Annotated in this window: 14 protein-coding genes; 7 read left to right on the top strand and 7 right to left on the bottom strand. The window is 56.4% G+C overall.

The features are described from left to right. The gene (locus ACLPGZ_RS10610; RefSeq protein WP_239054323.1) at positions 1-861 is read left to right on the top strand and encodes a type II secretion system F family protein; all 861 of its coding nucleotides are present in this window, start codon (positions 1-3) and stop codon (positions 859-861) included. Between the two features lie 398 nt (positions 862-1259). Here ACLPGZ_RS10610 and ACLPGZ_RS10605 read toward each other — a convergent pair whose 3' ends face one another. Then, positions 1260-2036, bottom strand: a complete 777-nt coding sequence (locus ACLPGZ_RS10605; RefSeq protein WP_026483380.1) for a BPSS1780 family membrane protein — start codon at positions 2034-2036, stop codon at positions 1260-1262. A 14-nt stretch (positions 2037-2050) separates the two neighbouring features. Then, positions 2051-3022 carry a homoserine kinase gene (locus ACLPGZ_RS10600; RefSeq protein ID WP_021446523.1) on the bottom strand — a complete coding sequence of 324 codons (972 nt, stop codon included), beginning with the start codon at positions 3020-3022 and terminating at the stop codon, positions 2051-2053. A gap of 203 nt (positions 3023-3225) precedes the next feature. Here ACLPGZ_RS10600 and dusA point away from each other — a divergent pair, with 203 nt between their 5' ends. Continuing rightward, positions 3226-4218, top strand: a complete 993-nt coding sequence (gene dusA, locus ACLPGZ_RS10595; RefSeq protein ID WP_230940543.1) for a tRNA dihydrouridine(20/20a) synthase DusA — start codon at positions 3226-3228, stop codon at positions 4216-4218. A 20-nt stretch (positions 4219-4238) separates the two neighbouring features. On the opposite strand, the gene ACLPGZ_RS10590 is transcribed toward dusA, so the two are convergent. Both ACLPGZ_RS10590 and ACLPGZ_RS10585 read right to left on the bottom strand, forming a co-directional pair. After that, positions 4239-4700: a CBS domain-containing protein gene (locus tag ACLPGZ_RS10590; protein WP_009462173.1), complete on the bottom strand. Its 462-nt coding sequence runs from the start codon at positions 4698-4700 to the stop codon at positions 4239-4241. Further along, positions 4684-6039, bottom strand: a complete 1356-nt coding sequence (locus ACLPGZ_RS10585) for a YihY family inner membrane protein (protein WP_240688288.1) — start codon at positions 6037-6039, stop codon at positions 4684-4686. The genes ACLPGZ_RS10590 and ACLPGZ_RS10585 overlap by 17 nt, the downstream gene beginning before the upstream one ends. 80 nt (positions 6040-6119) lie before the next feature. On the opposite strand from ACLPGZ_RS10585, the gene ACLPGZ_RS10580 reads away from it, so the two are divergent. From ACLPGZ_RS10580 to ACLPGZ_RS10565, 4 genes are all read left to right on the top strand, one after another. Then, the gene (locus ACLPGZ_RS10580) at positions 6120-6530 is read left to right on the top strand and encodes a DUF2069 domain-containing protein (RefSeq protein WP_009462169.1); all 411 of its coding nucleotides are present in this window, start codon (positions 6120-6122) and stop codon (positions 6528-6530) included. Between the two features lie 10 nt (positions 6531-6540). Continuing rightward, positions 6541-8007: a protein adenylyltransferase SelO gene (locus tag ACLPGZ_RS10575; protein ID WP_137430286.1), complete on the top strand. Its 1467-nt coding sequence runs from the start codon at positions 6541-6543 to the stop codon at positions 8005-8007. Between the two features lie 93 nt (positions 8008-8100). Next, positions 8101-9162 carry a chorismate synthase gene (gene aroC, locus ACLPGZ_RS10570; protein WP_045929988.1) on the top strand — a complete coding sequence of 354 codons (1062 nt, stop codon included), beginning with the start codon at positions 8101-8103 and terminating at the stop codon, positions 9160-9162. A gap of 66 nt (positions 9163-9228) precedes the next feature. After that, complete coding sequence (locus ACLPGZ_RS10565) at positions 9229-10056, top strand: M48 family metallopeptidase (RefSeq protein ID WP_115633778.1); 828 nt, start codon at positions 9229-9231, stop codon at positions 10054-10056. A gap of 117 nt (positions 10057-10173) precedes the next feature. On the opposite strand, the gene ACLPGZ_RS10560 is transcribed toward ACLPGZ_RS10565, so the two are convergent. Next, positions 10174-10821, bottom strand: coding sequence for an SGNH/GDSL hydrolase family protein (locus ACLPGZ_RS10560; RefSeq protein ID WP_203145778.1), 648 nt, complete (start codon positions 10819-10821; stop codon positions 10174-10176). A gap of 89 nt (positions 10822-10910) precedes the next feature. After that, positions 10911-12023, bottom strand: coding sequence for a transketolase-like TK C-terminal-containing protein (locus tag ACLPGZ_RS10555; RefSeq protein WP_429641207.1), 1113 nt, complete (start codon positions 12021-12023; stop codon positions 10911-10913). A gap of 103 nt (positions 12024-12126) precedes the next feature. Between ACLPGZ_RS10555 and ACLPGZ_RS10550 the strand changes: the two genes are divergently transcribed. Further along, positions 12127-12771: a glutathione S-transferase family protein gene (locus tag ACLPGZ_RS10550; protein ID WP_239054321.1), complete on the top strand. Its 645-nt coding sequence runs from the start codon at positions 12127-12129 to the stop codon at positions 12769-12771. 76 nt (positions 12772-12847) lie between these two features. On the opposite strand, the gene ACLPGZ_RS10545 is transcribed toward ACLPGZ_RS10550, so the two are convergent. After that, the gene (locus ACLPGZ_RS10545; RefSeq protein WP_115633773.1) at positions 12848-13279 is read right to left on the bottom strand and encodes a carboxymuconolactone decarboxylase family protein; all 432 of its coding nucleotides are present in this window, start codon (positions 13277-13279) and stop codon (positions 12848-12850) included. Positions 13280-13440 lie beyond the last annotated feature (161 nt).

The following is a 13440-nucleotide window of genomic DNA, read 5'->3' as shown; positions in this document are numbered from 1 at the left end:
ATGATCACACTGATCTGGATGCTCTCTGCCTTGAGTGCAGCCTTGTTCCTGATGGCATTCCTGTGGGCTTGGCGCGGCCGTTATCTGCTTTTGCTGCAAGGAGGCAGCAGTTTGGGGCAGGCGGCCTGGCAGGCTTGGGAAGCCCCGTTTTCAATAGCTCTGAATCTCTGCCTGTCCTTGCCTTTTATGCATGAGTGGCCCGAGCGATTGTGGGGTTCGTATGCCAAGGAAGTACGGGGGTTTTTAAGCAAACGTGTGGCCTTGACTGGATTGCTCACGAGTCTTGTCAGTGCTTTCTTGTTAACTCAGGGAGTCTCATTGATGGAGCTTGCAGGGCTGGCTGTGACTGGCTTCTTCCTGAGCGTACTGCAAGCTATCTCACGAGGAAGAAAACTGCAGCGTCAGCATCATTTCCGTTGCCGCCGGGACTTGCCATTTTTTCTGGATCTGCTGGTGCTGGCTGTCGAGTCCGGACTGGGCTTGCAGCAAGCCTGGGCGCGTGCAACGCAGGCCCTACCGCAAGGCAGTCTGCTGATCAGCTTGAACAAGGTACAGGGCGAGGTTCGGGCGGGACGACGTTTGCCGCAAGCCATGCGCAATGTCGCTTTGAGTTTCAGGCAGGCAGAGCTGGAGGAATTGGCTTTGTCTTTGGAACTGGCACAGGACACGGGTTTGTCCTTGGCTTTGTTGCTACGCGCTCAAGCAGAAAAATTGCGTAGTCATTTGCACTTGGAAGCCGAGCAAAGAGCCCTCAAGCTGCCTGTTTATTTGCTGGCCCCTTTGGTCGTGTGCATTTTCCCCTGCACGTTTCTGGTGATTGCGATGAGTCTGCTAGGTCCGTGGCTAGCAGGGGGAGCTTGAGAGATGCCTGGATTTGTATTGATTAAACAGCCGTCGCAACAGGCGCAACAACAGCCCTTGTGTTTATTCGATGCCCATTCCTTTTGGGCCCGCTGGCGCGGCTGGAAGGCACTGCCACAGAGCAAAGCTTTCGCAATTGCTGTGTGGCTGCGGCCTTGTAGGGCGGTGCATCTATGGGGAATGCGGCAGGCTCTGGATCTCTGCTTTCTGGATGAAGATGATCAGCCCTTGAGGTTTTGTCCGGCTGTACCTGCGGGAGCGATACGTTGGCACAGAAAAGCCAGATCGGTACTGGAGGCGCCGGTCGCTTCTCTGTCGGGGCCGGAGCAGTTTTCGCCCTGGGCCGCCGCCCTGCAGGAAATACGTCAAACAGGGGGCGGGGTATGGCTGGACCGGGCTTAGCCTTGTGCGGCGTCGCGCATCGGATCACCAAACACGCTGCGGTAAGCCGGGTAGAAGCTGGCGTACAGGATGGCAGCCATCGCCAGATTGATAGGTGTCAGCACCATGGTGGCCGTGCCTGGACTTAAACCCGCTCCCAGCAGCAATTCGCCCAGAGTCTGGATGGCGAAGAAGGCAGCCGCCCAGCATAGGCCGTACAGCAGGAAGGCGGCCTTGTTGCGCCAGCAAGCCACCATGGAAAAGAACAGGGCTTGCTTGACCGGGATGGCATGCCAGCCTACCAGGGCGGGAGCGTGCCAGAATAGGGCGGACAGGCCCAGATACAGCACAAAGAACAAAATGATGGGCTTGCGAAAGGCCGCCATGACTTCCTGTGGAGTGGCATTGCTGTTGTCCATCAACTGGGACAGCTCATTCACAAAAGGGAAAGTCGCCACAAAGCCGACGACCAGGCAGGCCAACAAGTAAATGATGCCCAGTTTGATCAGGCGGTTGCGTACCGGGGCGGGCTTCAAGGGCTCGGTCCACATGCCCAGGCGAATGACCTCGCCCTCATGAATGCGGCGACAGGCATTCTGAATGATAAAGGTCATGGTCGGGACCAGTACGATCAGTACCATCTGGCCGATGATGGGGAAAATATTGCTCAGATTGATCAGGATGGAGGTGATCAAGCTCCAGAAGAACAGAGCAGCTGGTTGCAGCTTGAACAAGCGCAATCCTTCCTGAATCCAGTACCACCCGTAAAGAAAGGGGAGCTTGGCAGCTTGCATATCAGTATCCGTGTTTATCGAGGGAGCGCCGGTACAGCATGGTCGCGACGCTGGCGCAGCACACGCTCAAAGTGCCGCGGGTCATGCGGCTTGAGGGTTTGAGCGGGGCGGGGCAGATAAAAGTCGTACAGGCGCGAGATCCAGAAGCGCAGCGCGGCGGCCTGGATCAGTATAGGCCAGGCGCTGTGCTCGGCTTCGGTAAAGGGCCGCACCTGGGCGTAGGACTCCAGCCAGGCCTGGGCTTTTTCCAGATTCAGGGCACCGCTCAGGCGGTCGATACACCAGTCGTTTACGGCAACGGCCACATCAAACAGCCAGGTGTCGCAACCGGCAAAGTAAAAGTCGATAATGCCGCCCATCTGGGGCGCTTCCGAGGTGCCGGCAAACAGCACGTTGTCGCGGAACAGGTCGCAGTGAGCCGGGCCTTGTGGCAAGGCGCGATAGGTGTCGCTGTCGGCAAAACGGCTTTGTTCTTGCAAGACGGTCTGGATCAGCTCGGACTGGCTCTCGTCCAGAAAGGGCAGAACCTGGGGAACGGTGGCTTGCCACCAGCTCAGGCCGCGCAGATTGGGTTGTTCCAGAGGGAAGTCCTGGGCAGCCAGGTGGGCCTGAGCTTGTGTACGGGCGATCTGGCGGCAGTGTTCAACCGTGGGCTCGGGCTCGTAACCACCACGCAGGCGCGTCACAATCGAGCAAGGCTTGCCGTGCATGACACAGATGCGTTTGCCATCGCGGCGAGTCATGGGCTCGGGCACTGGGACACCTTTGGCGGCCAGGTGGTGCATCAGCTCGATATAGAAAGGCAGTTGTTCCAGCGTCAGGACTTCAAACAAAGTCAGAACGTACTCGCCCTGGGTGGTGCTCAGAAAGTAATTGGTGTTTTCAATGCCGGCGGTAATGCCACGTAAGGAAACAAATTCGCCAATTGTGTATTGTTCCAGCAGTTCGCGGGCGTCAAGTTCGCTGACAGAAGTAAAAACAGCCATGCTTTCAGTGAGGGTCCGGTTGTTGGCGCACTATCAGGCGCGCAAGTATGTCAAACGGCCGATTTTAGACCAGTGCGCCCGCTTTTTGGAGCCTTGCGGCGATTTACCGCGCTTTATCTTCATCCTGTGGTCGGCTGAAACCATTAAAATGGGTGTTTTCCCTTTTTCACCAAGCCTGCAATCAGGCTATTTGCTCCCTGTTTATGACTAATTTTGTGAAGCCGGACAGCCAGATGTGGCGTTTGAGTGTGGCGCCCATGATTGATGTGACTGACCGCCACAGCCGCTTTTTTCATCGTCTGCTGGCGCCGCGCGCTTTGCTGTTTACTGAAATGATCACCACGGGTGCACTGACGCACGGCGATCAGGCACGTCATCTGGATTTTGATCAGGCAGAGCATCCGGTGGCCTTGCAACTGGGTGGCAGCGACCGGGACGCCTTGGTGACCAGCGCTCTGGCAGGTGAAAAGTGGGGCTACGACGAAATTAATCTGAACTGTGGCTGCCCCTCGGAGCGGGTTCAAAAAGGCGCTTTCGGTGCCTGTTTGATGAACGAGCCGCAATTGGTGGCAGACTGCGTCAAAGCCATGCAGGACGCGGTCTCTGTGCCCGTGACGGTCAAGCATAGGCTGGGGCTGGATTACAACGAGTCCTACGACTTTGTGCGGGACTTTGTGGGGATTTTGTTCGAGTCCGGGTGTCGAGTCTTTACGGTTCATGCCCGCAATGCGGTCTTGAAAGGCTTGTCGCCCAAGGACAATCGGGAGATTCCGCCTTTGCGCTATGACATGGCCATGCAGTTGAAAAAGGACTTTCCTGAAGCGCTGTTCATCTTGAATGGCGGCATTCAGGAGCCGGATCAGGCGGTAGAGCTGGAAGAACAGTTCGATGGCGTGATGCTGGGCCGGGCAGCCTGGCATACGCCAGCGGTATTAAGCGAGATTCATCGTCGCCTCTGGCCCGAGCATCCCTTGATGGACGAGGACGCTGTGGTGGAGCAGATGATTGCTTATGCCCGGCACCATGTTCAGGCAGGTGTGCCGTTACGCATTGTGATCAAGAGCATGTTGGGCTGGCCGCACGGCAAGAAGGGCGCACGTCAGTGGCGTCGTACCTTGTCAGATCACCATTGCTTGGCCAAAAACGATCCAGGCCTGCTTGCGCAGGCCTGGGAAGAATTGCAACGCCGTCAGTAAAGGCGGCCAGATCCAGGGGATCAGGATGCGCTGGCTTGCTCGGAATCGGTAGGCCAGTCGCGGATGTAGGCTTTGAGCATATTGTTCTCGAACTGCTGGGCGTGAACAATGGCGCGGGCCATATCAAAGAAGGAAATAACTCCCATCAGCACCGGACCGTCCATCACGGGCATGTAGCGTGCGTGGTTGTTCAGCATCAGGCGCTGCACCTCGTCGGCGCTGGTGTTGGGGGTGACGCTGACAGGGGCGTCATCCATGATGCTGCGCACCGTAAAGCCCTGGGCCTTGTCGCCCTGAGCGTGCCAGTGGCGAATGATCTCGCGAAAGGTCAACATACCCACCAACTGACCATGCTCCATGATCACCAGCGAACCAATATCCAGCTCGCTCATGCTCTGTACCGCTTTTTCAACGGTCATTTCGGGGGTGCCTGTATAAAGCGTGTCTCCCTTGACACGCAGGATTTCACTGACTTTTAGCATACTGGGTCTCCTGACCGGGATCGGCGTTTAGTATGGCTGGTTGTCCTGTCAGAATGCCTTGCGGCGACTCAAACAGTTCTTCCAGATTGGATAGTCGCTGATCGAAAAACTGAGAAAGATAATTGAATACATATTCTAGCGGACCCTCGTGGGTATGGGCGCGGTCCAGCAGAAATGCCTTGGTAAGTTGTTTCAGGCTGACCTGACGCAGATCGCAACTCAGTACCCACTGTTCGTCATTGTCTTGCTGGGTATCAGCAATCAGTCCCATGGACTTGAGCTTGCATAAAATGCCGTAGAGCTCGTCCGGGTCGCGTTCCAGCTTGTGGCTGAGTTCACGTACGCTAAGTCCCTGCTGGCTCTGACGGTTCAGCCACAGCTGGTAGAGCAGGTTCACGGCATCGGTAAAGGCGATGCCGGGCACATTGGTCTTGACCCAGTTGCGGCCACGCCAATCGGGCAAAATGGCCACCATGGAAGCGCCCAGCAGGACGATCAGCCAGGAAATGTAGATCCACAGCAGGAAGATCGGCAGGATGGCAAAGGCGCCGTAGATAATCGTGTAGGTGGGAAAGCGGGTCAGGTAAAAGGCGAAACCGGCCTTCATCAGCTCCAGCAAGGCAGCGGTAACCACCCCGCCAATCAGGGCGTCGCGCCACCATACGCGGCGGTTGGGCACGTACATGAACAGCGCCGTCAGCCCCAGGGCCGTAAACAGGAAGGGGACGTAAGACAGGGCAAAGGTCACTATGCCGGACAAGTCGCCGATATAACCCAAGGACTCCCTGGCCAGAATGGTCGTAGCCCACAGGCTGGCGCCGGTCAGAATCGGGCCCAGCGAAATAATGGCCCAGTACACCAGCAGGCGTTGCCCCAGTGGGCGTTGCACGTGTACCTGGAAAATATTGTTGAAGGTCTCGTCAATGGTCATGATCAGCATGATGGACGTGACAATCAGGAACAAGCTGCCTACCGCCGTCAGGCCTGACGCTTTGGAGGCAAACTGGTTCAGATACAACATGATGTTTTCTGACACCACTTCGGGCATCAGGTTACGGGTCAAAAACCCTTCCAGGGCACTTTCAAATTCCTGAAACAGTGGAAAGGCCGTGAACAGCGCCAGCACCACCGTCAGCATGGGGACAATGGCCAGGATCGTGGTGTAGGTCAGGCTGGAGGCCACCTTCATCAGATCTTTTTCGGCCACCCGCTTGATGGCAAAGCGCGCCACACTTAAAAAGTGATGTTTGGCAGTGGGGGCGGGCGAGGGCTCCTGCCGGGATACAGGATCGGTGTTATCTGGGTTCAAGTCTGTTTGTTCAGCTTGCTCAGAGGGCATAGGGAAGTTCTCGTCGTTTTTCATAGCGGTTTGATGCGGCGGACGCTGCTTTTCGACAGGGTTCAGGTGATAATAACAGCATGCATGAACCTTTAAACCCCATACTTCATCGAGTGGCGGCCCTGGCTTTGGTCGCCTTGATTGCTTTGTGCCTGGCCTGGGAGCTTCATTTTGCGCCCCTGAAACCCGGCGGCTCCTGGCTGGTGCTGAAAGTGATTCCTTTGGTGCTGCCGCTGCGCAGCGTGCTCAAGGGCAATTTATATACCCTGCAATGGACGTCCATGATGATTCTGCTGTACTTCGCGGAAGGGGTCATGCGTGCCTGGTCGGACCCGGTGGCTGAAGTCATGCCCTGGGCGATTGCAGAGATTGTTCTGTCCCTGATTTATTATTTCTGCGCCATTTTTTATCTCTGGCCTGCCAAGAAAGCAGCCAAGCAGCGCAGCAAGGCCGAAAAAGCCGAGGCTGCCAAAGCCGCCAAATCGGCCTAAGGGGGTCTGTATGTCCAGCTTGTTCGATGGCCTGGCCATCAGTCACCATTTTGCGGATTTGCCCTCGGCTTTCCATACGGCGGTTCCGCCGCAACCCCTGGCCAATTCCCGCCTGCTGCACGTCAATAAGGAATTGGCGGCGCAACTGGGCCTGGATGTCTCCCGTCTGGGGGAACAGGAATTTCTGGATGTAGTCAGCGGCCAAGCCCCCTTGCCGGGTGGCCTGACGGTCTCGGCTGTATACAGTGGTCACCAGTTCGGTGTCTGGGCAGGACAGTTGGGCGATGGCCGTGCGCATTTGCTGGGGCAAATCGATACCCCCACGGGCCCGCAGGAATTGCAGTTGAAGGGCGCCGGTAAAACCCCGTATTCCCGTATGGGCGATGGCCGTGCTGTGCTGCGTTCCAGTGTGCGCGAATATCTGGCCAGTGAGGCCATGGCCGGTTTGGGCATTGCGACCAGCCGGGCCTTGGCCCTGGTCACTTCGGATACGCCTGTGTACCGGGAAACCGTGGAAACGGGCGCGATTGTGACACGTGTTGCCCCCAGTTTTGTGCGTTTTGGCTCGTTTGAACATTGGGCCAACGACGCAAGCCGTGTGCGTGAATTGTTGGACTATGTGCTGCGCGAGTTCTATCCGGAACTGCTGGTCGAAGGCGATTCGGAGCAGGAGCGCGTCTGCCGCTTCTTGCAGGAAGTGACGCATCGCAGCGCAGAAATGGTGGCCGACTGGCAGACTGTCGGCTTTTGCCACGGCGTCATGAATACTGACAATATGTCCATTCTGGGCCTGACCATTGACTACGGTCCGTACGGCTTCATGGACCGATTCCGTGTGAATCACGTCTGCAATCACAGCGATAATCAAGGCCGTTATGCCTGGAATGCGCAGCCTGCGATTGTGCATTGGAACTTGTATCGCCTGGCCAGTGCCTTGATGGTGCTGGATCCAGATGTGGATGCGGTGAAAGAGCGTTTGCAGACCTTTGAAGCTAGTTTCCTGAAGCGCTATCACGCCAATTTGCAGGCCAAGTTCGGCCTGCGCACCTGGCAGGCGGATGACGCGCAACTGGTCGATGACTGGTGGCGCTTGCTGCACAACAGCGGGGCGGATTTCACCTTGTCCTTCCGTGCTCTGGCACAGGCCAGCAAGGCACCCGAGGCTTTCCTGAGTCTGTTTGAGGGTTCCGAAGATCAGGCCCAGGCCTGGTGGCAAGCCTATAGCCAGCGTCTGAAGCTGGACGGTTCCGACACGCCAGAGCAGCGCGAGTCCATGAATCGCGTCAATCCTTTGTATGTGCTGCGTAACCATTTGGCTGAGCAGGCCATCCAGGCTGCTGCCAAGGATGACGCCAGCGAAATTGACACCTTGCTGAAGCTGCTGCGCGACCCATACACCGAGCGGGCCGGTTTTGAGGCCTATGCCATGCCGCCGCCAGAAGGCAGTGCGGAGCTGGCCGTCAGTTGCTCTTCCTGAAAGACCGGGCGCGGCGCATGTCCGGATTCGGGAACAATGCCATAATCGTGCCTGTCTTTCATTTTTCCTCATCTCTTTGCGTTCACTTTCTCTATGTCCGGCAATACTCTAGGTAAAAGCTTCCGCGTCACGAATTACGGCGAATCTCATGGTCCAGCGATCGGCGCAGTGATCGACGGCTGCCCTCCGGGCCTGGAGCTGTCTGAACAGGATATTCAGTTTGAACTGGATCGCCGCCGTCCTGGCACCTCGCGCCACGTGACTCAGCGCCGTGAGCCGGATCAGGTGGAAATTCTGTCCGGTATTTACGAAGGTCGTACAACTGGCACGCCCATTAGCCTGCTGATTCGCAACTCCGATGCGCGCAGCAAGGATTACGGAAATCTGCTGGATACCTTCCGTCCCGGCCATGCGGATTACACCTACTGGAAGAAGTTCGAGAACCGCGACCCGCGTGGTGGTGGTCGCTCTTCAGCTCGCCTGACTGCGCCTACCGTGGCAGCCGGTGCAATTGCCAAGAAATGGCTGGCCGAGCACTTCGGCGTGAAGATTCGCGGCTATATGAGCCAACTGGGTCCCATCGCCATTCCTTTCAAAAGCTGGGATGTGGTCGAGCAGAATCCCTTCTACGCGCCAGACCTGGACGTGGTGCCGCAGCTGGAAGCCTATATGGACGAGCTGCGCAAAGAAGGCGAATCGATTGGCGCACGCATTGAAGTTGTGGCCGAAGGCGTGCCCGCTGGCTGGGGTGAACCTATTTACGACCGTCTGGATGCCGATATCGCCCATGCCATGATGGGTTTGAACGCGGTAAAAGGCGTGTCCATTGGCGCTGGCTTTGATTGCATTACGCAAAAAGGCTCGGAGCACGGTGATGCGCTGTACCCCGATGGTTTCAAGACCAACCAGGCCGGTGGCGTATTGGGTGGTATTTCCTCCGGGCAGGCCGTGACGGTTTCTCTGGCGATCAAGCCTACTGCCAGCATCCGTACCATGCGTCCTTCCGTGAATCGAGCCGGTGAAGCGGTTGAAGTACAGACACTGGGCCGTCACGACCCTTGTGTGGGTATTCGTGCCACGCCGATTGCCGAAGCCTTGCTGGCCATTGTGTTGATGGATCATTGTCTGCGTCATCGTTCGCAGTGCGGCGTCTGAAACTGAGGGTTTGTGCAGGACCCTAGCACTTCATTTTCTTGTCAGGTTTGTTTTTTGGAGCTGAGCATGAAAGGTATTGCGAAAGGAAAACGCCTTTTGGCGGCGGGTTTGATACTGGCCGTGACGGGCTGTGCCACGGTGCAGACGACGGAAAGCGGGACGGTAGGTGTCGAGCGCAAACAATTCATCTCCAATCTGGTGTCCGAGGCCGAGCTCAATCAGGCGGCGGCCCAGAATTATGCTCAGGTCTTGTCCCAGGCTCGGCAGCAAAAGGCGCTGGATACCGATGCGGCCCAGACTCGTCGGGTCAAGTCCATTGCCCAACGCCTGATCGATCAAGTCGGTGTTTTCCGTGCGGACGCCCGCTCCTGGAATTGGGAAGTCCACCTCATCAATGAGGACGAAGTTAATGCCTGGTGTATGCCGGGCGGCAAGATGGCGGTTTACAGCGGCTTGATCAAACGGATTCAGCCAACTGATGCGGAACTGGCTGCTGTCATTGGGCATGAGATTGCCCACGCCTTGCGAGAGCATTCGCGTGAGCAGGTTTCCCAGAAAATGGCGACTTCTTTCGGTTTGACGGTGCTCTCCGCCCTGACTGGTGTGCAGGCTGTGAACGATTTGGGCGGTACGCTCAGCGAAGTCATGTTTGAACTGCCTAATAGCCGCACTCACGAATCCGAGGCCGATCTGATCGGGGTAGAGCTGGCTGCGCGTGCAGGCTACGACCCGCGTGCTGCGGTCACCTTGTGGCAGAAGATGGGGGCCCTGGAGCAGGGTAGAAGTCAGCCGGAGTTCCTGTCTACTCACCCGGCTTCCTCAACCCGTATTGCGGATTTGCAGGCGATCTCGGAACGGGTCATGCCTTTGTATCAGCAGGCGGCCAAACCGTGAAAGACCGGCGTTAGAGGTACTAAATTTGAAACGAAGAACGCCCTCAATGTGGAGGGCGTTTTTGTGCCATGGTTCTGGCACTTGGTTTTGCTAAGTTGTGCTCAAGCCGAGCCTTATTCATGCCCGCCTGGTAATCAGTGAACTCGATATTTCGGCCACCGCTTTGCCAAGAATCAAATGCTGTTCAGGATCAAGGTGAACGCCATCGACCTTGCTGGAGCTAATGACACTGCCGGCATCAAAGAAATGGCAGTTCGCTTCCTCGCACACCTGACGATAGGCGTGTGCCAACCCGACACATTTGTGTTCGCCGCCCTGGAACTTCGGTGCGATAGGTCCTTTCGGGGTTTGAATGGCAGGTGGCGCCACGACCAGTATCGGGGGTATGGGCATGCCCGGCTCAATCGCTGCGCAGCGGATGGCGGATACCAGCGCCAGGATGCCTTGTGATGAATGCCATGCATTGTGTTCGTGCATGGACTGAAAGTCATTCGTCCCCAGCATCAGGATGACCAGATCAAGAGGGGAGTGGATTTCAATCCGCTGTGCCAAGCCTGTTAATCCATTGCGTCCAGGCTTGAAAGGGTCGTCCCATACGGTTCGTCGCCCATTCAAGCAGTCTTCAATAACCCGGACTTTCTGGCCTGCGGCGCACAGCGCAATCTCCATGACACCTGGCCAGCGTTGCTCGAAAAGCAGGCGCTTTCTGCTTGCAGGAATAATTCCCCATGACAAGGAATCAGAGTAGACAAGAATGTGTTTCATGACTGCTCCATAGCGTTTTTCCAGATACTTTATACCGTAGCAGGATCGAGTTTATTGATGACCAGGCCGCTTGATTGCTTTGCTAGGTGTCAGACCAGTGCATATCGCTTCAATGCCTCTGTTGCCTGTCGCATGGGCAAGAGGCCTTCATCACCAAGCGCCTTGAGCGCGGCGGCCACTATCCATGGCGCGCTGGGAAATCTACTTGCTTCTGGGAGAGAGTCGGCCCCCAGGGCGACAAAGCGGGCAGAAACAAAGCCGCCGATCTGCTCGGCAATGTATTGCCCATATCCGGTGACGGCTAACACGGGCGATGGCGTCGATCCAAGGCAGTTCTGAAGATGCGCTGTTTTTTTCTTGGAGAGCGGATGGAGCATGTTCCAGCGCTCCACCTCCTGAGCTTCTCGTGTCAGACGGGTATAGCTGGGGCAACTCCAGACCTCGCTGCTGATATTCCAGTCCTCGCGCAGGAGTCTGGCCGCTTCGACCACGTTTCCCAATGCCTGACCAGCTCCCAGTAAACGGATCGCCGAGTCGGGCGCAGCAAGAAGTTGGTACATGCCTTTGTACGCTTCCTGTACATCGGCTTGCCGTGAGGCTGGCACCTTTCCAGTGTCATCGTGCAGTGTCATAAAGAGAAAACCGGGCTCGTCGTCTACGTACATGGCTTGCAGGGCGGAACGCATAATAGCGAGCGCTTCCTGCCCAGAAGCAGGGTCGTAGGGGATGCCGTTCAAGCTGTTGGCCAGCCAAAGCGGAACGGCGGGCTGTACGCTTTTGGGCCACCGCGAGGTGGTGATCTCAGCGTCGTTGCACACAATGCCGCGCTCGGCGGCTTCGTATATCGCAGCGCGCAGTCCGGCGACGGATTCGGAACGCAGCAGATAGAGCAATGGGATCTCGACGTGTTCAGGCCCATCTCGAAACCAGAGCGGCCATGCGCTGATATTGCCTGTGTCCATGTCAGTCTTATCCGAGGCTGGCACGGATGCCTGACCTGGAGAAGCCCGCACGATCCACATTTTGCTATGGGTTTTATCGTCTTGTGCCAAGTCCTGGGCGATGACTTGAAGCGCACGGTAAGGAGAGGCAGCACGACAGGCTCGCTCCATGTCTTGCGTTGCCAGTTTTTCAAGGCACGTCGCCGCCGCCATCCGGGTTTGCGGCGTAGCGGTGGGCGGACGAAGACGCTCCAAATTCATGGTTTACCTCTGCTGATGGGTTTCTTGCATGACTGGATGTCATGATTTACGATTGCATTTGCAACTATTGTAATTGCAACTATATTCACCAGCAAGGATAGTCATGACGCAAGCCAGCGATCTCGTGTTCTATACGGCGGACACACCCAATGGGCAGAAGGTCAGCATTTTTCTCAAGGAGGCTGGACTGGTTTATGAGCAGTTTGACCTTGATCTTGATAGGGGAGATCAGCATCAAACGGATTTCCTCAAGATCAATCCAAACGGCAAGATTCCCGCCATCGTTGATCGGAAAAGCGGCCTGACTGTTTTCGAGTCTGGCGCGATTCTTTCTTATTTGTCATCCAGGACGGGATGCCTATTGCCCGCGACGGAAGCTGAAAACGTCGCTGTGCAGCAATGGTTGCATTTCCAGATTGGCAGCATTGGTCCGATGCTGGGGCAACTGTGGTGGTTTTTGCATGGCTCGAAAACAGGAAATGCCGAAGCGATACAGCGATACCAAACACAGTCGCTTCGGCTTTACCAGGTTGTGGACAGCAGACTGAGTGAATCCGCTTTTATCGCTTCGGAAAATTACAGCATTGCCGATATTGCTGCATTTACCTGGCTAAGAACCTGGGGCGAGCTGAGCCTGGATATCACCGCGTATACGCATGTGCAACGGTGGCTGGAGGTGATCGCTGCACGGCCTGCGGTGCAGGCGGGGTTGCTGGCCAATAAACCGACCGCTCCGTCTTGCCGCTGAACGGTCTGATTCCGCCTGACGCCTGGCTTGTTGCGTGGGACTTCTACTGCTTGTGCTGCAGGATCATCTCTTGTGGTTACTTGCGCATGCTGATGGCCAAGCGATTGAATGCGCTCATCAAGGCAATCGCAAAACTCAGATCCGAAATTTCCGTATCGTTGAAATGGGCTTTCAAGGGCTCGAAGTGCTCGTCGGGTGCATGAGTGTGAGCAACATCCACCACGGATTCTGCCCATTCCAGAGCCGCGCGTTCGCGTTCGTCAAAGTGCGCGCTGACACGCCAGCCTGCCAGACTGTCTATCTTGGCATTGAGCACGCCCGAGCTGCGCAAGGAGGCAGCGTGCATCTCCAGGCAAAAGGAGCAGCCGTTGATTTGCGAAATGCGCAAATTAACCAGCTCAATCAATTCTTTGCCCAGGCTGCTTTTGTCCAAAGCCAGCTTCGTTTGCAGCAGGCCTTGATAGGCTTTGGGAGACAGGGTGTCGTAGGGAAGGCGAAGTGCACTCATGGCGTATCCAATCGAAAGTAAGACAGGGGGCGGAGCAGGCCGGAGCTGTATGGGGCGGGATTAACTGTTTGCGTCAGTCTGAGTATCAAGCCGAGCTATCCGCTTTACTTGTTGATTATCCATGAGTAATGTCCTGGTCATCAGTGACAAGAAAACAATAA

Origin of the sequence: Alcaligenes sp. Me129, assembly GCF_050487245.1 — a bacterium.
GTDB lineage: Bacteria > Pseudomonadota > Gammaproteobacteria > Burkholderiales > Burkholderiaceae_B > Alcaligenes > Alcaligenes phenolicus.
The sequence above is the reverse complement of the archived record's forward strand: the minus strand, read 5'-3'. Positions and strand labels throughout refer to the sequence as shown.

Excerpts from the sequence above, each read along its gene's own strand:
- dusA (WP_230940543.1), top strand. The coding sequence starts at position 3,226 with ATGACTAATTTTGTGAAGCCGGACAGCCAGATGTGGCGTTTGAGTGTG.
- ACLPGZ_RS10560 (WP_203145778.1), bottom strand. The coding sequence starts at position 10,821 with ATGAAACACATTCTTGTCTACTCTGATTCCTTGTCATGGGGAATTATT.
- aroC (WP_045929988.1), top strand. The coding sequence starts at position 8,101 with ATGTCCGGCAATACTCTAGGTAAAAGCTTCCGCGTCACGAATTACGGC.
- ACLPGZ_RS10605 (WP_026483380.1), bottom strand. The coding sequence starts at position 2,036 with ATGCAAGCTGCCAAGCTCCCCTTTCTTTACGGGTGGTACTGGATTCAG.
- ACLPGZ_RS10600 (WP_021446523.1), bottom strand. The coding sequence starts at position 3,022 with ATGGCTGTTTTTACTTCTGTCAGCGAACTTGACGCCCGCGAACTGCTG.
- ACLPGZ_RS10550 (WP_239054321.1), top strand. The coding sequence starts at position 12,127 with ATGACGCAAGCCAGCGATCTCGTGTTCTATACGGCGGACACACCCAAT.
- ACLPGZ_RS10610 (WP_239054323.1), top strand. The coding sequence starts at position 1 with ATGATCACACTGATCTGGATGCTCTCTGCCTTGAGTGCAGCCTTGTTC.
- ACLPGZ_RS10565 (WP_115633778.1), top strand. The coding sequence starts at position 9,229 with ATGAAAGGTATTGCGAAAGGAAAACGCCTTTTGGCGGCGGGTTTGATA.
- ACLPGZ_RS10590 (WP_009462173.1), bottom strand. The coding sequence starts at position 4,700 with ATGCTAAAAGTCAGTGAAATCCTGCGTGTCAAGGGAGACACGCTTTAT.
- ACLPGZ_RS10545 (WP_115633773.1), bottom strand. The coding sequence starts at position 13,279 with ATGAGTGCACTTCGCCTTCCCTACGACACCCTGTCTCCCAAAGCCTAT.
- ACLPGZ_RS10585 (WP_240688288.1), bottom strand. The coding sequence starts at position 6,039 with ATGCCCTCTGAGCAAGCTGAACAAACAGACTTGAACCCAGATAACACC.
- ACLPGZ_RS10575 (WP_137430286.1), top strand. The coding sequence starts at position 6,541 with ATGTCCAGCTTGTTCGATGGCCTGGCCATCAGTCACCATTTTGCGGAT.
- ACLPGZ_RS10580 (WP_009462169.1), top strand. The coding sequence starts at position 6,120 with ATGCATGAACCTTTAAACCCCATACTTCATCGAGTGGCGGCCCTGGCT.
- ACLPGZ_RS10555 (WP_429641207.1), bottom strand. The coding sequence starts at position 12,023 with ATGAATTTGGAGCGTCTTCGTCCGCCCACCGCTACGCCGCAAACCCGG.